The organism is Bacteroides sp. (assembly GCF_028690125.1).
In the GTDB taxonomy this organism is placed as follows: Bacteria; Bacteroidota; Bacteroidia; order Bacteroidales; family Bacteroidaceae; genus Bacteroides.
In genome coordinates, this window is the sequence record NZ_JAQVBV010000002.1 from 258,245 (window position 1) to 281,664 (window position 23,420).

At 39.4% G+C, this 23,420-nt stretch carries 15 protein-coding genes; 7 read left to right on the top strand and 8 right to left on the bottom strand.

Features of this window, described 5'->3' with window-relative positions:
* Positions 1–15 precede the first annotated feature (15 nt).
* The 4 genes from PHO71_RS02675 to rpsA all read right to left on the bottom strand — a co-directional run bounded on the left by PHO71_RS02675 (position 16) and on the right by rpsA (position 4,063).
* Entirely contained in the window at positions 16–567 is a 552-nt protein-coding gene (locus PHO71_RS02675) for a sigma-70 family RNA polymerase sigma factor (RefSeq protein ID WP_300198663.1), read from the bottom strand.
* Between the two features lie 43 nt (positions 568–610).
* A complete protein-coding gene (locus PHO71_RS02680; RefSeq protein WP_300198487.1) occupies positions 611–1,537 on the bottom strand; it encodes a ribonuclease Z in 927 nt (308 codons plus the stop codon).
* Between the two features lie 260 nt (positions 1,538–1,797).
* The gene (locus PHO71_RS02685) at positions 1,798–2,037 is read right to left on the bottom strand and encodes a hypothetical protein (RefSeq protein ID WP_300198490.1); all 240 of its coding nucleotides are present in this window, start codon (positions 2,035–2,037) and stop codon (positions 1,798–1,800) included.
* Between the two features lie 232 nt (positions 2,038–2,269).
* Positions 2,270–4,063 carry a 30S ribosomal protein S1 gene (gene rpsA / locus PHO71_RS02690; protein ID WP_300198491.1) on the bottom strand — a complete coding sequence of 598 codons (1,794 nt, stop codon included), beginning with the start codon at positions 4,061–4,063 and terminating at the stop codon, positions 2,270–2,272.
* A gap of 340 nt (positions 4,064–4,403) precedes the next feature.
* Here rpsA and PHO71_RS02695 point away from each other — a divergent pair, with 340 nt between their 5' ends.
* From PHO71_RS02695 to PHO71_RS02715, 5 genes are all read left to right on the top strand, one after another.
* Complete coding sequence (locus PHO71_RS02695) at positions 4,404–5,609, top strand: site-specific integrase (RefSeq protein WP_300198494.1); 1,206 nt, start codon at positions 4,404–4,406, stop codon at positions 5,607–5,609.
* 586 nt (positions 5,610–6,195) lie between these two features.
* Positions 6,196–7,434: a DUF3575 domain-containing protein gene (locus PHO71_RS02700; RefSeq protein ID WP_300198497.1), complete on the top strand. Its 1,239-nt coding sequence runs from the start codon at positions 6,196–6,198 to the stop codon at positions 7,432–7,434.
* Positions 7,431–8,399, top strand: coding sequence for a DUF5119 domain-containing protein (locus PHO71_RS02705; protein WP_300198500.1), 969 nt, complete (start codon positions 7,431–7,433; stop codon positions 8,397–8,399). Before PHO71_RS02700 ends, PHO71_RS02705 begins: the two co-directional genes overlap by 4 nt.
* Positions 8,400–8,432: 33 nt before the next feature.
* Entirely contained in the window at positions 8,433–10,145 is a 1,713-nt protein-coding gene (locus tag PHO71_RS02710) for a fimbrillin family protein (RefSeq protein WP_300198504.1), read from the top strand.
* Positions 10,146–10,218: 73 nt separating this feature from the next.
* Positions 10,219–12,126 (top strand): hypothetical protein, encoded by a 1,908-nt coding sequence (locus PHO71_RS02715; protein WP_300198507.1) that lies wholly within the window; start codon positions 10,219–10,221, stop codon positions 12,124–12,126.
* A 164-nt stretch (positions 12,127–12,290) separates the two neighbouring features.
* Here PHO71_RS02715 and PHO71_RS02720 read toward each other — a convergent pair whose 3' ends face one another.
* Positions 12,291–14,453, bottom strand: a complete 2,163-nt coding sequence (locus PHO71_RS02720) for a DUF5686 family protein (RefSeq protein ID WP_300198665.1) — start codon at positions 14,451–14,453, stop codon at positions 12,291–12,293.
* A 572-nt stretch (positions 14,454–15,025) separates the two neighbouring features.
* On the opposite strand from PHO71_RS02720, the gene PHO71_RS02725 reads away from it, so the two are divergent.
* Both PHO71_RS02725 and PHO71_RS02730 read left to right on the top strand, forming a co-directional pair.
* Positions 15,026–17,215 carry a glutamine synthetase III gene (locus PHO71_RS02725; protein ID WP_300198510.1) on the top strand — a complete coding sequence of 730 codons (2,190 nt, stop codon included), beginning with the start codon at positions 15,026–15,028 and terminating at the stop codon, positions 17,213–17,215.
* A 128-nt stretch (positions 17,216–17,343) separates the two neighbouring features.
* On the top strand, positions 17,344–18,045 hold the full coding sequence (locus PHO71_RS02730) for a Crp/Fnr family transcriptional regulator (RefSeq protein WP_300198513.1): 702 nt from the start codon (positions 17,344–17,346) through the stop codon (positions 18,043–18,045).
* A 1,204-nt stretch (positions 18,046–19,249) separates the two neighbouring features.
* Here the strand turns inward: PHO71_RS02730 and trxB are convergent.
* Genes trxB through PHO71_RS02745 form a run of 3 tightly spaced genes read right to left on the bottom strand, consistent with a single transcriptional unit; the run spans position 19,250 to position 23,364 of the window.
* Positions 19,250–20,197: a thioredoxin-disulfide reductase gene (gene trxB, locus PHO71_RS02735; RefSeq protein WP_300198517.1), complete on the bottom strand. Its 948-nt coding sequence runs from the start codon at positions 20,195–20,197 to the stop codon at positions 19,250–19,252.
* Between the two features lie 13 nt (positions 20,198–20,210).
* A complete protein-coding gene (locus PHO71_RS02740; protein WP_300198520.1) occupies positions 20,211–20,852 on the bottom strand; it encodes a LolA-like putative outer membrane lipoprotein chaperone in 642 nt (213 codons plus the stop codon).
* A 19-nt stretch (positions 20,853–20,871) separates the two neighbouring features.
* Positions 20,872–23,364: a DNA translocase FtsK gene (locus tag PHO71_RS02745; protein WP_300198523.1), complete on the bottom strand. Its 2,493-nt coding sequence runs from the start codon at positions 23,362–23,364 to the stop codon at positions 20,872–20,874.
* Between the last annotated feature and the right edge of the window lie 56 nt (positions 23,365–23,420).

Genomic DNA, 23,420 nt, shown 5'->3' on the forward strand with positions numbered 1-23,420 from the left:
TGTAAGTTAAAAGGTTTAATCAACCCCTTCTAAAAACTTCTCTATTTTCTTCACTGCGTGATGGTAAGAAGCCTTCAATGCTCCGACAGAAGTGCCAAAGATTTCCGACATATCTTCATATTTCATTCCCTGATAATATTTCATGTTGAATACCATCCGCTGTTTCTCCGGCAAAGCCATCAATGCTTTCTGCAATAACAGATGTACCCGATCGCCAGAAAAATAAGAATCACTTTCCAGTTTTTGCACAGCCATCGCTTCCGGATCATCAATAGTCACAGTTGCAGTAGCACGTTGTTTGTTTAGAAAAGTAAGACATTCATTCAGTGCAATGCGATAAAGCCAGGTAGCGAGTTTAGCCTCAGCACGAAAATAATCGATGTTTGTCCATGCCTTAATGAAAGTATTTTGAAGAAGGTCGTTCGCATCTTCATGCGACAACACCATCCGGCGTATCTGCCAATACAGTTGCTCACTGTATTGTGACACGATCATTTCAAATCCTTTCCGCCGCGTACTCTCCTCCTGAAGAAGTTCCAGCACTTCGGGTTCGTTATAAGGGGTCATCATTTCTCGTATTCTGTATTTTTATTTATAGTTTCATATCTGGTTATTCATTCTTTCCAACAGAGATACAAAGATTCTCTTTTGCCAAAATTGTCTGCGGAAAAATGCTCGAAGCTTCATCTAATAATATCTGTTCATTTTCATAGCGTGCTGAAAAATGCCCGATAACCAATTGCCCGACTTCCGCTGTCCGTGCAATCTCTGCCGCCTGTGCAGCAGTTGTATGGTAAGTCTCTTTAGCTCTTGCCACTTCAGTTTGTGCAAAAGTAGCTTCATGAAACAACAAGTCCACTCCTTTGATCTGTTCTATCATTTCTCTTCGATAAATAGTATCGGAACAATAGGCATACTTTCGTACTGGTGCTGCCAAACGGCTCAGACGCAAATTGGCAATAACCTCACCTTCCGGAGTCACATAATCTGCTCCATTCTTAATCCGGTTAAGTTCGTACACAGGCACTTGATAAAAATCTATCATGTCTCTGATAATATGATTAGGACGAGGTTTCTCTTCGAACAGAAAGCCACAACATGGGATACGATGTTTCAAAGGAATGGTTGTCACTATGGCCGAACGGTCTTCATAAATCAAAGTAGGTTTGTGAGTTTCAAATTCGTGAAAAAGCACTTTATATGTAAGCTTTTTGCAAAAGAAGTTCAACATCGGAGCAAACAATTCTTCCAAACCTTTTGGAGAGTGAATATGTAAGTCAGCCGTACGCCCCAGCAGACCGAACGTCGATATCAACCCTAACAGACCAAAGCAATGATCACCATGTAAATGGGAAATGAAAATATGATTAAGTCTGGAAAACTTTAGCCGCGAACGTCTCAACTGCATCTGCGCTCCTTCCCCACAGTCAATCATAAATAGTTTTTCACGCAGATTCACAACCTGCGATGTCGCGAAATGGCGAGTAGTAGGCAAAGCAGAACCGCATCCCAATATATGTAACTCAAATTTTTCCATCTCATGCAAAGATAGAATATTTCAGAATCAATATTGCAAAGAATGAAAAAAAAGTTATTGAAGAATATTTATATAATTCCTGTTTCTATGATCATTCAAATAAATTTTCCGGTTCTCTCCTCAATGTGACATTAAAACGTATGTATATGTTTACCCGAAGCAGTTATTATCAATCTTCCTTGAGCACTGACACCAGTATGTGGTTTGCGTTCGAAGTGGCTATCATTGATCCTATTTTAGGATATGCTTTGCATCCGCTGTCACCCATATTTGGATCTTGTATCCTTCTCTGAAGATTTATCCACTTTTTTCATTCCCTCTACTATGGTCTTCGTTCTATCGTTGCAGTTGTTATAATATCTATCCCAACAACCATGCATCTCAACCACTTTATTATCAACAATCCTAATTTTAGCAACTTTAGCCGTTCCAGACTCAGAATCGGGAAACTCCAGAACTTCACCTTTATCATCGAAACTTCGATAAATCGGTTCACCCAAAATGAATCTTTTTTATATTTAGTATAGTTTTAGTGTTTTACTCATATCACAAAAGTAAAACAGAAAAAATCCCAATGGCAGTGCTTCTACCTATTTACCTATAGGAATTTCCCTGTCTATTTAAATACAATCAAGAATACTGCCCGTATATTTAGTTTAGAACGAACTTATTCAACGCAAGAAGGGCACCCCTTTCCGGGATGCCCTTCTTTATAATATCTGGAAATAATGATTATTTTTTTCCTTCCAACTGTTCTTTCAATGCAGCCAGAGCATCAATATCACCTAATGTAGTTGAAGCAGCTTGGTTTTGAATCATCGGAGCCTCTTCTTTCTTAGAACTAGAAGTTTTCTTAGTAGTAGCCTTCTTTTCTGCTTTTTCTTCTGCCTTAGCAGCATCTTCGAAGATACGGCTGTGAGACAGGATGATTCTCTTTGCGTCTTTATTGAACTCGATTACCTTAAATTCAAGTTTTTCATCTAACTGAGCTTGTGCACCGTCTTCTTTTACAAGGTGTTTCGGAGTTGCGAAACCTTCCACACCGTAAGGAAGAGCTACAACAGCACCCTTATCCAGCATTTCGATGATAGTACCTTCGTGTACGGAACCTACTGTAAATACAGTTTCGAATACATCCCAAGGATTTTCTTCGAGTTGTTTGTGACCAAGGCTTAAACGACGGTTTTCTTTGTCGATTTCCAATACTTGAACTTCGATATCAGCACCAATCTGAGTAAATTCTGACGGATGTTTAACCTTCTTAGTCCAAGACAGGTCAGAAATATGGATCAAGCCATCAACACCTTCTTCGATTTCTACAAATACACCGAAGTTAGTAAAGTTGCGAACTTTTGCAGTATGTTTAGAACCTACAGGATACTTATCTTCGATAGTTTCCCATGGATCTTGTTTCAGTTGTTTGATACCCAAAGACATCTTACGTTCTTCACGGTCCAAAGTCAATACAACAGCTTCTACTTCGTCACCAACCTTCATAAAGTCCTGTGCAGAACGTAAGTGTTGTGACCAAGACATTTCAGAAACGTGGATCAAACCTTCTACGCCCGGAGCGATTTCAATGAATGCACCATAATCAGCCATAACGACAACTTTACCTTTTACCTTGTCACCAACCTTCAAGTCAGTATCCAAAGCATCCCATGGGTGCGGAGTCAATTGTTTCAGACCAAGAGCAATACGTTTCTTTTCGTCATCGAAGTCAAGGATAACAACGTTAAGTTTCTGATCCAATTCAACAACTTCTTTCGGATCGCTAACACGTCCCCAAGAAAGGTCAGTAATGTGGATCAAACCGTCTACGCCACCCAAATCGATGAATACACCGTAAGATGTGATATTTTTAACAGTTCCTTCGAGAACTTGTCCTTTTTCAAGTTTACCGATAATTTCTTTCTTCTGTTGTTCCAGTTCAGCTTCGATAAGAGCCTTGTGAGAAACAACAACATTTTTGAATTCCTGGTTGATCTTAACAACTTTGAATTCCATAGTTTTTCCAACGAATACATCATAGTCGCGGATCGGTTTAACATCGATCTGAGAACCCGGCAAGAATGCTTCAATACCGAATACGTCCACGATCATACCACCCTTAGTACGACACTTAATGTAACCCTTGATAATTTCTTCATTTTCCAGAGCAGCATTAACGCGATCCCAAGAACGAGTAGCACGTGCTTTTCTGTGTGACAGAACAAGTTGTCCTTTTTTATCTTCCTGATTTTCGATGTATACTTCTACAGTATCACCAATCTTCAAGTCAGGATTGTAACGGAATTCATTCAATGGGATGATACCGTCTGATTTGTAACCGATATTCACAACTACTTCACGCTTGTTCATTGCAATTACAGTTCCATCAACAACCTCACGGTCGTTTACTTTATTAAGCGTACCGTCGTAAGCTTTTTCAAGGTCTTCATGACTAACATTGGTTACTGTTTCGCCATTTTCATAAGCATCCCAATTGAAATCGTCAATAGGAGCTACATTCTTTAAGTTTTCCATTAATAAATAAATTGTTAAATACTTTAATTAAATAAGACATTATATTATATATAAATCGGGCGCAAAGTTAGCAATATTTTCTTGATTGACAAAAGAAAGTTTAAAGAAAACAAGGTAACTAAACTAAATTTCACTGTAATTTTTAGAATTGTTATCTTCGCTTTATGAATACAATAATGCCCTCCTATTTTTCAAACATAAAGAATCCTCATATCACAAATCAGTGTTTCCAACTACTATCATACAGACTAACAGGTTTATATAATATGTCAGAAGATACTGATTACCAAGACAGCATTTATTGGATCATTAATCAATAGCCCAAAGAAATAGAATATGTATGGCAACGATCAAAATCAAATTTAGACCTTCTTTAGTAGAGCAGAAAGAAGGTTCACTATTTTTTCAGATTCTGCATAAGAGAATAGCTCGCCAAATCTCTACTAGGTACAGACTGTTTCCTACCGAATGGAATTGTCGTTCGGCAGAAATCATCCTACCATTGTTTAAGGAAAGCAGAAGAAACTATCTGCTAGCAATGAAAAAAGAAATAGACAGCGAAATCTGTCAGATAAAGCAAACTATTAACGCGCTAGAAGAAAAAAAGCAACCCTACACAGCCAGCGATGTGGTAAATGCTTATCTGACACCGAACAAGGAAAAAACGCTTTTTACCTTTATGGGAAGTGTCATCGAGAAACTGAAAAGTATTGGTAAGATGCGTCTCAGTGAAACATATACCACTACCCTAAACAGCTTTGTCCGTTTCCGGGAGGGTGAAGATATTTTACTTATAAAAATAGATTCCGACCTCATGATGGTTTACGAGGCATATCTCAAAAACACGGGCGTATGTCCAAACAGCAGTTCATTTTACCTTCGCAACCTGCGTGCAATCTATAATCGTGCAGTAGAAAAAGAACTTACACCACAGCGGTATCCGTTCAAGCATGTTTATACCGGTATAGACAAGACTGTAAAGCGTGCTATCTCGCTGAAAGAAATCCGTTTGATTAAAGAGCTTGATCTAACACAGAATCCAATACAGGAATACACCCGTGATCTCTTTCTTTTTTCATTTTACACAAGAGGTATGTCATTTATAGACATTGCATTTTTGAAGAAAAAAGACTTGAATCATCATATTCTCTCATATCGTAGAAAGAAAACCGGACAGCAGCTTTCAATTCGATGGGAAAAATGTATGCAAGAGATAGTCGACAAGTATAATACCAGCGCTTCTCCTTACCTACTACCCATTATTAAAATACCTGGAAAGGATGAAAGAAAACAGTACATAAACGCTGCCCACTTAGTAAACAACAAGTTGAAAGAGATCGGGAAAAAGCTCAAACTATCAATCCCACTTACGATGTACTGTGCCCGTCACAGTTGGGCAAGCATAGCCAAAAGTAAGAATGTTCCAGTTTCTGTCATTTCTGAAGGAATGGGACACGATTCGGAAAATACCACGCAAATCTACCTCGCTTCGTTGGATACCTCTGTTATCGACGATGCAAACAGCTTGATACTAAAATCTATATGAAAACAAACTTCGAATAAAGAATAAAAATTGAGAATATCAACATCTCTTTTAAAGAGATATATTAAACGCCGCTAATTTAAAAAAAACATTGCATACAGCCGAATAAAACAGAAAGAATTTAATCTTTCTATTAAAAATAAAGTTGTGCGAAAAGCTCTTATTTATTAAGTTCATCTGATATATATTGATTTAATCATCTTATAATCAGCACATACCGTTCTTAATACTTCTCTTTAAAAGAGAAGTATTAAGAACGGTATGTGTATAAGCCATATCAATAATATAATATTACGAATGCAATGACAACAATTAACAGCTATATCAAGGCTATGGAAAAGATAAATATAGATGACATCTATATTTGGTTCATTGACGAAGATATGCCAATATTATACGGAAATTCGGTCTTTCACTTGAGCGCTAGTTTCCCTGAATTTCCACTCATGATTGCACTAAACACCGACAAGCTGGAATATTATATTATCCAGAACTTTCCCTTAGAATTCGTTCTAGAAAAATTTATGAACTGCCAACAACTTGTGGATAATCACTACATACACATAATGAACATAAAATCTATATAATAATGAAAAGACTGTTTTTTATTATACTGTTAATCTATGGTTGTCATGTGTTGGCACAAGAGGTACAGGATTCCGTAAAAATTTACTTTCAGCAAGGATATTCCAATTTAGATATGTCAATAGCCGGTAACTACAGAGCATTAAACCGGATAGCAGACAGTCTGAAAACAAGCTATGCAGATTCCATTTTCAAACTGCAAAAAATTCTAGTAGTGGGTAGTGCCTCACCGGAAGGTAACATATCACTGAACAGACAACTATCGGAGAAACGTGCGAAAGTGCTATTCGAATATCTTTCTCACCACGGCTTGTTGCCTGATTCATTGAAAGAAATCAAATTTATCGGACGTAACTGGAATGGACTGATCCGTCTGGTAGAAGATGACGAAAATGTACCTTATAAACAGGAAAGTCTGAAACTATTGCGTGAAATTGCAGTAGAAGCAGAAAGAGGTGTTCATTCAAAAAGTGACCATCTGAGACGAATCCGACAGTTTCGTGGAGGCGTGCCTTACTGGTATATGTACAAAAATCTTTTTCCCGAGCTTCGTGTCTCACAGCTATATCTGTGGTATGAAAAAGAGTGGAATCCGATTGTCCCCCAACCGGAAACGAAAGCAGACACACTTATTATTTCACCTATTGATACCGTCACTTTACCTCAAACAATCAACGTAGAAATGACAACACCCTGTAGACCATTCTATATGGCGATAAAGACAAATATGCTATACGATGCACTACTCGTCCCCAACGTCGGAGTGGAGTTTTATCTAGGTAAAAAGTGGTCTATAACAGCCAATTGGATGTATTCATGGTGGAAAAACGACCATCACCACTACTATTTGCGTACCTATAGTGGTGATATAGAGATGCGTCGTTGGTTCGGTAGGAAATCCAAAGAAAAACCACTTATAGGACATCATATTGGACTATACGGACAAATGCTCACTTACGACTTCGAACTTGGAGGAAGGGGTTATCTGGGTGACCGATGGAGTTACGCCGCCGGCATTTCATACGGATATTCGCAACCGATAGCCAAACATCTGAATATAGACTTCACTATCGGAATCGGCTATCTAAAAGGCGAGTATAAAGAATATATACCAATAGACAATTGCTATGTGTGGCATTCAACCAAACAACGACGATGGTTTGGACCGACCAAAGTGGAAATCTCGCTGGTATGGCTGATAAAATGCAATAACTACAATCATAAGAAAGGAGGCAGACGATGAAAAAAAGAATATTATATATAATGTGTATGCTGACAAATTTCGTTCTTTCCTCCTGCGAACACAAAGATTTGTGCTATCATCATCCGCATATGGCAACTATCAAAGTAGCGTTTGACTGGACGAATGCACCAAGTGCCGATCCTGATGGTATGTGTCTATTTTTCTACCCGATAGACGAAGAAAAAAACAATGTACAGCGCTTCGACATTCGTGGAAAAACCGGAGGAATAATAAAAGTTCAGACAGGCAAATACCGAGTAATCTGCTATAACAACGACACTGAGGCGATGTTTTTCCGTGGTATGAATCATTTCGATACACACGAGGGCTTTACGCGTGAAGGAGGCATTTTCGAGTCTGTCTATGGAAGGGCAGTAACCAAAGCACCACAAGCAAAGGGTGCAGAGGATGAATGCGTCATGATCTGCCCGGATATGCTATATGGATGTTGCGCATTCGAAATTGAAATTACTGAATCATCGAATACCGAAAAGCTCATGATGCTCTACCCATATGAATTAGTCTGTACCTATACTTATGAAATACGTAACGTAAAGAATCTGAAACACGCCACACAGATGTGTGGATCACTTTCAAGTATGGCTCCCTCTCTATTTTTTTCTACGGAAGACTTAGGAACCGAATGCGTGACTATTCCTCTTGAAACCCATTCGGACGGTATTTCTACTATCACCGGAAAGTTCTATACTTTCGGACATCACCCGGAAAATATTACAGAACACCGAATGTTACTGTATATCTGGATGGACGATGGCAACAAATACTACTATGGTAGTAGCAGCGAGAAATTCAATGTTACAGAGCAAATACACACTGCCCCAGACAAACGTCACGTACAAATCATTATCGACGGCCTCGACTTGCCACAACCCATTGAAGATGGCAGCGGTTTTGACCCTTCAGTGGATGACTGGCAGGATGTAGAACAAGACATCAATATGTAAAAAGACAAATTGTTTAACTAAAAGACAAATCAAATGAGAAAATTTTTATTCGGAGTATTAGCAATCTCAATGTTAGTTGCATGCTCACAAGATGAAGTGACAAGCTTCAAGCGAGAGGGAATTTCCTACAGCGTGGCAACTGGAAAGCAAACACGCGCGGCGGATTCTTACTGTAATAACGATCTTCCGAGATCATTTATTGTTTGGGCACAAAACTGTAATGATAACAGTCTTTACATTGGCGGCGATAAAATCATGAACATTGGCACCGATGATACACCTATTTGGAATGATGAGAGTGGTACGCGCTATTGGCCGGACAATACTCTTAACTTCTTCGCTCATGTCAATGGGGAAACTTCTTTCGCCTATAACAATGGTGCACCGACGTTCAACAACTTCACGGTCAGTGACAATGTAGAAACACAGGTTGATCTCCTTTATGCAGTAAAAAGAGAGTTAGACAAACCTATTGGAACGGTAAATCTCAATTTCCGTCACGCCCTGTCGCAGATTGTGTTTCGTGCACAGAATACCAATCCTCATTTGTACATTGAGATTTCAGGTGTTTCTGTAGGACACATCGGCAGCACAGCTACTTTTACTTATCCAGATACCGACGGTACGGATGGTAACTTCGAAGAACATAGTGACAACATTAGTAACGCTGTTTTGCCTGGTCAAGGTACATGGACAAATGCGCAAGAATCCACACTTAAGCAATATGATGTAGTTTTTGATCCAGTGGTAGTTAGCTCTGACGTTACCAATCTGACTTGTCCTGAGAAGAATCACAAAAATAGTTTTGAGAACGTCTTGACACTTCTGCCACAGAAAGCCGACGCATGGGATCCGACACAAAAAGGTACAGAATGGAACGGCTCTTACTTCTGGGTAAATTGTAAGATCTGGAATATTGCCGGAAGCGAAATTGATAAGGAAAAAGACCGAGTTTTATATGAAGGTAATGCTGCTATCCCAGTGACTATTGACTGGAAGCAAGGAAAACGTTATATCTATACCTTCGTCTTCAGCAATGGTACCGGTGGTTATGAACCCGATCCAAATGATCCGAAACCGGTATTGACATCCATCAAATATGATCTTACTGTCGATGACTTTATTCCAGTAGACGGCAGTGACAAACCCATGGATGGTGACAGTGAACAAGGTAAAAAAAACACATACAAGGTGATCTATCATTCAAATATACCAGACTACGAGCAAACAACAGATATATCCAAAGAAACCACAGAGGCAAGCTGTATTTTTATAACAAGTAGTCAGCAATTCACATATGAAGGTTATACATTCACCGGTTGGAATACCCAAACAAATGGTAACGGAACCGCGTATGCAGCAGGGGATGCATTGACATTATTAAGCAATAGCCCTACTCTAGATCTCTATGCCATATGGGAAAAGAATCCTGAGCAACACACTTATACATTGAAATTTGATGCCGGTGAGGGCGCCACAAATGTACCGGAAACTCTAATAGCGAAAACGACCAATGAATCTTACACGTTTAATATGCCAACAGATAATCCGTCAAAAGGTAATTATAGATTTGTAGGGTGGACATTGGATAAACCGGAGAATCAAAACATGAACTCCAAAATTATTGAAGATAAAACTTATGAACTGACCCAAGATAGTTCTGAAGTAACCCTCTATGCTCTTTGGAAAACAAAAACGTCCGGAGGTTCCACCCCTGATTCTCCAGGTGAAAATCCGTGGGAATAAATATAGGTTACACCTACCTCTTGTAAAAGAAGTAAAGGAATAAAACAAATACCAATCCTAAAAGAATAAGAATATGAATAAGAAAAACATAATCAAAAACACATTTCTTGTTTTAGGTTTCTTAAGCATGGCTTTGGCTTCGTGTACAAGCGAAGAAGAAGTAGTTCAAGAAAACAGCAATAAGGAAGTAAAAATGATCGTGAAAGCTACACGTGAAAGCTTTGTTGAAACGCGTACAGCTCATGAGGAAAAAGATGGTAACATCAAAACGACTTGGATCGACGGTGATCAACTACTCGTCACAAATAGTCAAGGTAAACCACTTGGAGTGATCACACTTGCTGAAGGTGCAGGAACAAAAGATGGACAATTCGAAGGTGTTTTAACGGGTATAGGAAGTGATGGCACATATAACCTAAATTACTTTTATTTCGGTAAGGCTATCGCTGCTCCTGCAGAATTTGATGGAAATATGGACTTCTCCACACAAAAGGGATTGTTTACAAACCTCGCCGATTACGATGTCTTCTCATCAAGTATAAATGTTGAAGTGAAAGACGGAGAGTCCTACGTTGATAATATTGGTTTGCAACGTAACTTCCTCTTTGCCCACTTTGCTCTCAATTTGCCTGATGGCGTTATTATTAAAGATGAAGTTGTTACCATTTCGGGTGACAACCTCAAGAATAAAGTCGCATTCAGTTTTTCGAGTAGTGCTTATACTGCTTCGGACGGTTCTATTACAGTGACAAATTCTAATGGAGACTTCTACATCAATCTCATTCCCGCCGAACAGGTCGCTCTCAATTTCAGTGTTACTATTGCCGACGTTGAATACACCGGCTTACTTACATCCGTGAATTTAAATCGAAATGCTTTTATCCGAAAAGCGGATAAATTAGGTATTCCAGTACAAATGACACCAACAGAAGAACCCGAAAAACCTAATAATCCCGGAAACACTGGTAGTTGGGGAGGAGATGACTTTGCCGTAGCATATACTACTGGAACATTAACAAAGGTGGCTAATGCAGATGGCTGGACAACTAATGTAGATATATATAGCAATGGTGGCTTTGGGACTCAAATTACATATACAAGCAATGGAATCAAGAATAACCTTCTTACTTCTAATGGTGGAACTGCCTTCTTCTTTCAATGGGGACGTTGGTTGGGATTCCCTTCTACATGCGGCAGAACAAAATTTAATAGTGGCGGATCTATCTCAGGCAATTATCCCAATGATTCTCAATATCTTGCAGGTGTAAATATCTATAACACCAAATTAGGATATACTTTTAATAATGGATTGGTGCCTGCTTACGGAGCTTGTTATATGGGTAATAGTAGTTGGACCAAACAACGAGCTTTAAACAGTTCAATCATGTTTGGTATGGTTCAGAGTAATGGTGCTAAATTTTTGGACTATATAGGTACAAATGAGCAATGCACATGGAATGATCGTAGCGGCAATCCATGTCCTGATGGATATCGTATACCTACAGCAGACGAATTGTCAGCATTTATACCTTCTGGAACTGATCAGATAAATGAAAGTTATGCAGAAATTAAAACTGTTAATGGTACAAAATACGCAATGGAATGGAAAGTAAATACAAGCAACAGTCTTCCATGTGTTGAAATTAGATCTGTGAGAACCTTTGCCACTACAGTTGCAGTAGGTGATGCAATTTTCAATAATGCCAAAATAGTGAAATTGTATGCGTACGGTTATTTAAACAACCAAGCTACACTCTCTAATAGTGGAACCATCGGAGTATATTGGTCTTGCGAATCTGGTACAGCAAGCAGTCAAACTGGGAACGGTGGCAAATATCTTGAAATAGACTTTAATAACAAAACAGCCGTTATGAGTATAAGTGTTGCAGACCGTTGTTTCGGTGCTTGCATATTACCTATCAAAGACACCACTTCCAAAGCAGCTTCCCTTACTCCTTGGTTACCGCTATCAGGTCTCTGACAACCCAAAATACAGGTTTGCAGTAACCCTATTATTAGTACAGGCAAGCATTTGTCTTGCTTGTACTAACTAATAGAATCAAGGATATTAGTATATTATATTCAAGTACTTGCTCATAAAGGACTTTAGATCCTTTCAATAGACCGAACCAAAATGTATTAACACTATCTATTAAACAACTCAAATGTGAATTTGCATCCTATCTGCTTAAATTTCCAGTTCTCACTGCCTACAAACACTCCGACATCAAAAATATGTGTACCAATGCCATAACCTAATTCCAGATAAGGTTGGAGATGGGGAACAGAAAGTGCACTGATATAAATACGTTCATTTTGCACATAACGGGTATATTTCATCAGATGTTTCAGCACAAGGAAAGGGGCTTCATATGTGAAGTGCCCACGTACATAACGACGGGAAGAGTTGTACCAACGACCATCGAGCAGCTGAAAAACTCCACCAATTTCATCGTTCCAACCAACCGGAAGATTCCGACGGGAAAAATTAGCAAAGTCTACGAAATACAACTCATTTTGATTCGTAAACATTCCGAATCCGAAACGATAATAAATATTTCTCATCAGTCCCAGACGGATTTGATGCTGCAAGTCAAATTCTACTTTTTCATACTCTCCTGTACTTTTAAATACCCCCTTCACTCCTCGTTCGTAATCAACCGAAAAAGTCGGATAGTCAGAACGGAGGTTGATCTTTCGTTTACCATTCATATAATAGTAAAGATATGGTGTCCACTCCAAACGGAAACGAGGGGCAAAACTTATATAGGTATTTTTAAAACGTTCCATAAATTCAGGAGGAGGCATCGGATAATTGCCGACGGTAACAAAACGGGTAGGTTGTACCGCTGTTCTCTTATGTGCCGAGAAACCGACGCTTATATCGAATCCGTTTACCACCTCAATGCTATGGCGAAAATTAAAATATAAGTCTTTAAAATAATCGAGATGAATTAAATCAAAATTGAAAATACTATCCGGCATAGCTTTCAATTCATCCAACACTTTGCTACTATAAATTCGGTTACCATTACCTACATTCAGCCTGAAAAATCCACGTTTTTGAGGAAAATATTCAAAATCCGCATTCATGGACCAATAAAACTCTTTACGGGTAAAATTATATCCGAGTTTAGGCACAATACGGAGTACTTTATCACCACGGAAAAGGCGGTTATAACGAAAATCCTGCCTGTATGACAAACCATTACTTCCGCTATAACTGAACAACAGCGGATTGATAAACGGAGAGAAACGTACGCTTCCGATATTAGACAGATTAAATTTATAATCTTCCAACATCAAATCCCCCATTGTACCCCAAAATGCCTGGCTCTTTGATTTTCCTTGCTTGGCAACCGTATCTCTCCGGACCACATAATCCTTATACAGTTTCTTTTCTCCATCCGTCAAAGAAATAGGACGCAATACAGCAAAAGTAGATGCATCTGTTTTGTAAGCATTCGTATCACATTGCAAAGAGAATGATTCCGAAAGGTTATATTTATTCATCTTCTCCTTTTTTTCGGAGTCCTTTTCTTTCAGTTCAATGGATTTATAATCCAACGAAGCCGTATAGTTTCCATCTACCTTATTACCGAGGAAATTAAAGCGAGCATCCAATTCATAATTTACAGGTAGAAATTCATCTTTCTTTCCCACTCCTCCCATCTGAATGTTGCAAGTAAAAGTAATCAGTTCCGACCGACCGGAAAAACGGATTTCACGCACACTCCAACCATCACTGCTTACAATCATATATCCGCCTACCAACTGGTCACTCTTGGTCTTAGGAATAAAACGTATCCGATAATCAAAATTATTCGGATTGCCCATGATACTGTCTATCCGGTATCTGTAATATTTGCGGCCGTTTTTTGCCAAAGGCGATAAAAGACGCTCATCATTGAGCAAAGTAGACGAGTAAATATTCACATTAAAGTATTCCAACAAGCCCGGTAATCCCCTGTTTCCTCTTAAAGTTCCCTGAGACGCTTTTACTTTCTGGTCGTAAATATTAGGAGCCGTGTAATGAAGATCACTATATGTTTCCAGTAAATATTCACGAACACCTTTCTGCAACCGAAACATAGAAGGCACATAGCGAAGAACAAAATTCTTCTTTTTGATATCCATCTTACCTTTGATATAAAGATTTGCTCGATAATCACTGACAATCGTTTCATAAGTGGGGGCCATGTTGATCACACACTCAACAATAGAATCTACAGAGATTCCTTGCCCACCAAACGGATTCACAAAATTACCCGCTGTTCCTTTTGATAAAAAAGAGAACAGGCATAGCATACATAGTATGAATATCTTACCTCTCAATAGTCGTATCTCCTCGCATATGGGAAGCAAATATAGAAAAGAATATTGAAAAATAACGGAATCCAGTACTAAAAAGAGTTATTGCATAGATGCTCTAATTACACCTTGAGTTCGTGCCAACATATGACAATCATTCATTCTTCGGACTGACAATTCTAATACTTCCCATGAGGATTCATGCCAAAACAATCACCGGATCACAATTTGGCGTCAGTACGATCTTCAATTCTTATTAAGACACTTTCATTAAATAATTATAAGAAATTATTTTTCACATTTGATATCTCATACTTTCAAGTTTCTTATAGGTAAGTTCAGATATTCAATATATATATAATTGAAAGATCCCTTTACGAATAACAATCTCCGCAAGCCTCATGTTGTGATCGGGCAACTTTAAATGAATAGATCTTTCCATTCGCATCCGCATAGGGGTAGTTCTCTAAAAAAACAAACTATTTTTCAAATTACCCCCTATAAAAGAGGGGTACTTTCAGAAAAAACATATAATTTTGCACCATCAACCGATAAAAGTTAGACTATTTATGTCCAAAATGAGATTTTTCGCTTTACAAGAACTTTCTAATCGAAAAGTTCTGGAAGTAACTGCCCCTTCCAACAAACTCTCTGATTATTATGGTAGCCATGTGTTCGATCGCAAGAAGATGCAAGAGTATCTTCCGAAAGAAGCCTACAGAGCGGTAATCGATGCCATGGAAAAAAGCACCCCCATAAGCCGGGAAGTAGCAGACCTGATTGCCAATGGCATGAAGAGTTGGGCTAAATCACTCAATGTGACTCATTACACGCACTGGTTCCAACCCCTGACAGATGGTACAGCCGAAAAGCACGATGGCTTCATTGAGTTCAGTGAAGAAGGTGGTGTTATTGAACGTTTTTCGGGCAAACTGCTTATACAGCAAGAACCGGATGCTTCTTCTTTTCCGAATGGTGGTATCCGCAACACCTTCGAAGCCCGTGGATATACAGCATGGGATGTTTCCTCTCCTGCATTTGTAGTAGACACGACTCTTTGTATCCCGACTATTTTTATTTCTTATACAGGCGAAGCACTCGACTACAAAACTCCTTTGCTAAAAGCTCTCGCAGCAGTAGACAAAGCAGCTACAGAAGTTTGCCAATTATTTGACAAAAACATAACGCGTGTATATACAAATCTGGGATGGGAACAGGAGTATTTTCTCGTGGACTCTTCTTTATATAATGCACGCCCCGATCTTTGCCTGACCGGAAGAACATTGATGGGACATTCGTCAGCTAAAGACCAACAGTTGGAAGATCATTATTTCGGTTCAATTCCTCCCCGCGTCACTGCTTTTATGAAGGAGCTTGAAATAGAATGTCACAAACTGGGAATACCTGCAAAAACCCGTCACAACGAAGTAGCCCCGAATCAATTTGAGTTGGCTCCTATCTTCGAAAACTGTAACTTAGCAAACGATCATAACCAACTTGTTATGGACTTGATGAAACGTATCGCCCGCAAACATCATTTCAATGTATTGCTGCACGAAAAGCCATACAGCGGTGTGAACGGTTCCGGCAAACATAATAACTGGTCACTTTGTACCGACACAGGCATCAACTTGTTTGCTCCAGGCAAGAATCCGAAAGGAAATATGTTATTCCTCACGTTCCTGGTAAACGCGCTGATGATGGTATATAAGAATCAAGATCTACTACGTGCGTCTATCATGAGCGCCAATAATAGTTATCGTTTGGGTGCTAACGAAGCTCCTCCGGCTATCCTCTCATGCTTCTTGGGAAAACAACTTTCAGCTACCTTAGACGAAATAGTCCGCCAAGTAGGAAATGACAAAATGACCCCGGAAGAGAAAACGACATTAAAACTAGGCATTGGGCGTATACCTGAAATTCTACTCGACACCACCGATCGTAACCGTACCTCTCCTTTCGCCTTTACCGGAAACCGCTTCGAATTCCGTGCGGCAGGCTCTTCTTCAAACTGCGCCGCCTCGATGATCGCCATCAATGCGGCTATGGCAAATCAGTTGAATGAATTTCGTGCTTCAGTAGAGAAATTAATGGAAGAAGGAGTAGGCAAAGATGAAGCAATCTTCCGTTTGCTAAAAGAAACAATTATCGCTTCCGAGCCTATTCGCTTTGAAGGTGACGGCTATTCGGAAGAATGGAGACAGGAAGCCGCCCGTCGGGGACTGACCAATATCTGCCACGTACCCGAAGCTCTGATGCACTATGTAGATAATCAATCCAAAGCCGTTCTCATCGGTGAACGTATCTTCAATGAAACGGAATTAAATTGCCGTCTGGAAGTAGAATTGGAGAAATATACAATGAAAGTACAGATAGAGGGACGTGTACTTGGTGACCTTGCCATCAACCACATCGTTCCGACAGCCGTCACCTACCAAAATCGCCTGTTAGAGAATCTTAGAGGACTGAAAGAAATCTTCTCTCCTGAAGAATATGAAGTATTAAGTGCCGACCGCAAAGAATTGATCCGTGAAATCTCCCACCGTGTTACTGCCATTAAAGTATTGGTACATGATATGACTGAAGCACGAAAAGTTGCCAACCATAAAGAGAACTACAAGGAAAAAGCATTTGAATATGAAGAAAAGGTACGTCCGTACCTCGACAAAATTCGCGATCACATCGACCATCTCGAAATGGAAGTGGATGATGAAATATGGCCTCTACCTAAGTATAGGGAACTTCTGTTCACTAAATAAGTAAACAAGAAAGAACAAAATAAGATTGCACGAAAGAGGGTTCTTTTGTGCAATCTTTTTATAGATTCGTTCATTTTCTCATTTTTTCTTTCTACTTTTGTGCTGTATAACACAGTTTTGTAGCACCAATGGTAAAAATAAACATATCAGACATCAATATTTCGGATCCTTTGTCCGATTTGTTAGCTCCTTTGAATAATGAGCAGAAGGAGTTTCTGATGAACAATTACATAATACAGACCTACAAAAAAAACGAAACCATCTATTGCGAAGGAGAAGCACCCACCCACTTGATGTGTCTCATTAGTGGTAAAGTCAAAATCTATAAGGATGGTGTAGGAGGTAGAAGCCAGATCATTCGCATGATCAAACCGAGAGAGTATTTTGCCTACCGCGCTTACTTCGCCAAAGAAGACTTCGTAACTGCCGCAGCTGCTTTCGAGCCTTCAATTATCTGTCTGATCCCCATGAGTGCCATTACTACTTTAGTCTCCCAGAACAACGATCTGGCAATGTTCTTTATTCGCCAACTTTCTATTGATTTAGGTATTGCGGATGAACGTACGGTCAATCTGACTCAAAAGCATATTCGCGGACGACTTGCAGAATCTCTGCTCTTCCTGAAAGAAAGTTATGGTTTGGAAGAAGACGGTTCTACTTTAAGTATTTATCTTTCACGTGAAGACCTTGCAAATCTGTCCAACATGACTACATCAAATGCCATCCGTACCCTTTCTCAATTTGCTACGGAACGACTGATCACCATTGACGGAAGGAAAGTCAAGATCATTGAAGAGGAAAAACTCAAGAAAATAAGTAAGATTGGATAATATATTTTTTTCTCGGCCCTACTTACTTTAAACAGTGCTTATATACAGGAAATATTATCGTAGATATTAATATTAAACGTGGTAACAAAAAAGCTTTTAAAAAGCTATTTTGATGACTACTATCCTATTCCTTTGTACATTCGCAACCCACCACATCAACAATAGTTCATCTGCACCGTTTTGAATCAACCGAAACATACTACACAATAAAAGATTTGCAGCAGTTTTGCTCTCACGCCCTCACTCTATACTTGTATCCGCCTATTGATCGGCATTTCAGCAGTGAGAGCAACTGTTAGGGCAGAGTGAGAGCAACCATTTGCCCTCACTCAAGACAAATAGAGGAAACGATTAGCATATCTGACATTAAAGTCAGCTTCCTATTAATAAGATCATACACCATTAAAACACTAATAACTAATTAAATACAAATGTCTACTATTGTTAGCTTATTTATTCACAGCCGTAAGCCTATTTGTTTACTATCGTAAGCCAATAAGCTCACAATTGTGAGCTATTAATAAATAAAGTAGACTAACAGAAAGAACATAAAGGGTTATCAATAAAAGTATCCTTGTTTAAAGCAAAACTTACCTAAGATTGTCGATACGTTTACAGTGAGAGCAAACGGTTGCTCTCACTCATCTCTAACACTTGCTCCACCTACTTAAAAATCTAATAAACAAGCAGATACAAGCAAAAAGTGAGAGCGTGATAGCAAATAGCGGATCAAATTAATTTTCACGATCGTATTTCGGTCATTGCCGAAGCAGTTAGACTCATTGCTATACTGATATGAATCATTTTTGGGGCTGAATACGTGCCATTTCCCTTTACAACAACCTTTTTCTCATGCAACGATTATTTCCGTGTTAAAAATTAAGCCTGAGAAGGAAATAAATCGAAGGATATGGAAAGAGGAAGCTAAGTTTGCGGTGATTACCACATAAATGTTAATTGGATGTTTAACAAACGATCAAACTGATAACCATATATATCAAAATCTAATAAGAAAAAAGTGACAATAGATTTAATATTCAAATCTATTGTCACCTTATTATCACTTCCTATTATCACTTGTACTATTTTGGAAATAAACTTATTAACCTCTAAAAGTGACAAGTGACAATAAAATAGATCTTTTTAAGCACTGAGTATAAATTAAATTATCCTCTCAATGTGATCGATCATCTTGGGATATATCTTAAATAAATCCTTTTTCCGAAAGATAACGTTCTGCCTCAATAGCAGCTTTACAACCACTTCCTGCAGCTGTAATAGCCTGACGATAATGTGGATCGGCTACATCTCCTGCAGCAAACACTCCCGGAACTTTTGTACGAGGGCTATTACCATCAGTGATAATATATCCTACCTCATCCGTATCAATGTAATCCTTGAATATATCAGAGTTCGGATTATGACCAATAGCAAGAAAGAAACCATCAATAGGCAAACTATAACGTTCTTCATCAGGTTCTCCCCAACGTTTCACGAGATTTACACCTTCCACCCCGTTTTCACCATACAATCCGACAGCATTGTGTTCGAAAAGCACTTCTATTTTATCATGCTTCATCACACGTTCCTGCATAATCTTTGAGGCACGCAGATAAGATTTACGAACAATCAGATATACTTTTGATGCCAGACCTGCCAAGTAAATAGCTTCCTCACAAGCAGTATCACCACCACCTACCACAGCAACGACTTTCTTACGATAAAAAAAACCGTCGCAAGTAGCACAGGCACTTACACCCATACCAGCATATTTCTTTTCATCCTCCAGGCCGAGATACTTGGCTGTAGCTCCGGTAGAAATAATCAAACTCTCTGTTTCAATGACTTTTTCTCCGTCAATGGTTATTTTGTAGGGAGCTTTACTTAAATCGGATGCCGTAGCTATTCCAAAACGGATATCTGTTCCAAAGCGGGAAGCTTGGTTACGTAAATCCTCCATCAACTGTGGGCCACTAATTCCTTCGGGATATCCCGGAAAGTTCTCAACATCTGTTGTTGTAGTCAGTTGCCCCCCTGGCTGCAATCCCTCATAGAGTACAGGGCACAAATTAGCACGACCTGCATAAATAGCTGCCGTATATCCGGCAGGTCCTGACCCGATAATCAAGCACTTTACTTTTTCTGTTTCCATCTTCTTATTTCTTTTATCTTAAATCTATTATTTCTGCATTCGGATATTGTTTCCGGTCGAAAGCAAAATCCGCATCAGGATAGTTCAATCCGGTTTTATATCCGGTAATCGTGATTTCACTACGATTCTTGCCACCACGCTGTTGAAGCAATATGAAAATGGGCTGATAAGTATCCGGAGAAACATAAAGGATAATAGACGCTAAATCCTGTTTCCGGTTTGTTGCCGTCAGAATCACTTCCTCCACAGATTTTCCGCCAAAACTCTTAACAGAACCCAGCTTATATGAAAAACCCTTTTGATACAGATACAACAAAGTATAAGGATTGATAGATTGTAACTCTTCCTGCGTCGGAGTAGTTATGTTCACTTCTTCGCTACTTTCCAGATAACTCCATTGAGTTTTCCCATCAAACCATGTGGCTGCTTCCGGAGTTTTCAGTTGAAACCTCTCTCCTTTCAAACGGATGACACCACTGGAAGTTCCTGCAAACTGCCCATTATCGTAATATTTCACACTAAACTCAGCCTGTATGCCTCCCGCTTTCCGGAAAGCTTCGGCAGCCTTGTCTAAAACAGCTTTAGCCTGCGATTGCTGAGCAACCACAGGCCATGACAGTAAAGCTATTAAAACACTAAAAATGTATTTCATCATTTGCTTATATAACAGTCTTTTATTGCAAATTGTTCAAACGCATTCCAAGATCATTCTCATCCATACATAGTACGTCACGCGCTTTGCTACCTTGTGTGGGTCCTACGATTCCGGCTTTTTCAAGCTGGTCCATTATGCGTCCGGCACGATTATATCCGATTGCAAATTTACGTTGAATTAACGAAGTAGATCCCTGTTGGTGAATCACGACCAAGCGGGCAGCATCCTCAAACAATGGGTCAAGACGACCCATATCAATATCGCCCACATCACTCCCACTATCTTCACTGACAAACTCAGGCAAAAAGAACGGAGTAGGATAACTCTGCTGACGGGAAATGAACTTAGTGATTTCTTCCACTTCCGGAGTATCGATAAAGGCACATTGTACACGCACCGGATCAGCACCTTGCAAGAAGAGCATATCACCTTTACCTATCAATCGGTTGGCCCCCGGACGGTCGAGAATAGTACGAGAGTCCATCATGGCAGAAACACGGAACGCAATACGAGCCGGGAAGTTGGCTTTAATCGTACCGGTAATAATGTTCGTTGTCGGTCGCTGTGTGGCGATAATCATATGAATACCTACTGCACGTGCCAACTGAGCAATGCGAGCTATAGGAAGTTCGACTTCCTTACCGGCAGTCATAATCAGGTCTCCAAACTCATCGATTACCACTACTATATAAGGCATGAACTTATGTCCCTTTTCGGGATTTAAGCGACGGTTGATAAACTTGTCATTATACTCCTTAACATTACGCACATGAGCCATTTTCAACAAGTCATAACGGGTATCCATCTCCACACAAACCGAATTCAATGTCTGGACTACTTTTGTCACATCTGTAATAATGGGTTCTCCTCCATCAGGAAGCTTAGCCAGAAAGTGATTTTCAATAACCGAATAGATACTAAACTCTACTTTCTTCGGATCGACCAGCACAAATTTCAATTCAGCCGGATGTTTCTTATATAACAAGGAAGTAATGATAGCATTCAATCCAACAGATTTACCCTGTCCGGTTGCACCTGCCACCAATACGTGCGGCATTTTACAAAGGTCGAACATAAATACTTCGTTGGTGATGGTTTTGCCAAGTACTATTGGCAAGTCAAATTTAGATTCCTGAAACTTCTTACTTCCGATCACACTCTGCCCGGACACCATCTTCGGATTCTTATTCGGCACTTCAATACCGATTGTACCCTTCCCCGGTATCGGAGCAATGATACGAATACCGTCAGCAGACAAACTTAATGCAATATCATCCTCCAAACCACGGATTTTAGAGATACGTACTCCTTGTTCGGGAGTAATTTCATAGAGAGTAACCGTAGGACCTACCGTTGCCTTAATCGTACTGATTTCAATACCGAAACTACGCAAAGTATTGATAATACGATCTTTATTTGCATTCTGTTCATCCATGTCGATAGTTGGATCGTCATTCTCAAAATGCTTCATCAGATCAATAGTTGGGAAACGATAATTTTCCAGATCTTTAGTCGGATTATAAGGTTCTAATTCCGGACCTTGATATTCTTCTTCTTCAGGAGCCGATTCCACATTAAATCCCGGTTCGCATTCATTGCCGGAATCTTTTGTAGAAGCAATCGTTGTGTTGGAAGCCACCGGTTCGAAAACCATTGTCACTTCATCTTCATTAGTTGTTGGAGAAACAGAAGCCGTTTCCGATTCTGAACGATAAAGGAAGGAATCATCTTCCGGTTCTTCATCCTTTACTTCAATTGCCGATGTAGGAGGAGTCTGTTTATAAGTCCGTTTCAGATTAAATTCCACTTCTTGCGGTTGAGAAGTAGTAAATTCCGGCTTTTCTTCTGCCGATGATACCGACGCTTCTTCCTTTTGTTTACGTTTCAGGAAATTTAATGCAAACAGTTTACGCAACCAAACAACAGTCCGGGCACTAATATATATAAAGAAACAAATAGCGGTTATCAACAAAAGCATCCAAACACCGGGTACCCCCACTTGAGAGATCAACCAACGACTCACATTATAGCCGTGCATACCTCCTAAATAAAGGAAGGAATCCTGATAGTGGTCCATAAAAGCAAACCCAAAGAATACAGAAAACCAAACCAGCAAGAGGGTACAGCCAATAAACCATTTCCACAAACGAACAATACGTACACGCATCAACTTCAATCCCGCCACTGCCAGAAAGACAAGAATAAAGAAAGAAGAAACTCCGAAACAGTCATTAATTAAATAACTAGCTAACTGCGCGCCACGCGAACCTGCATAATTTTTCACGTGATTATCGACTACTGCCAGATCGGCGGGGTTACCGCTATCAATGATGCTCTGGTCAGCCGCACCCGTAAAAAAGAACGAGGAAAAAGCTAAAAGTAAATAAACAGAAAAGATAACCAACATCAATCCGATCACAAAATGGATCGTTTCATTCTTAAAATATGCAGCAATCTTGCCAGGAGAAGATGTAGCCTTATCTGCCTCCTTATCTAATTTCTTTTTTGCCATGAACATTATTCTTTTAATAAATTGCAATCTGAATCTAAGCTGCAAAAATAATAAAA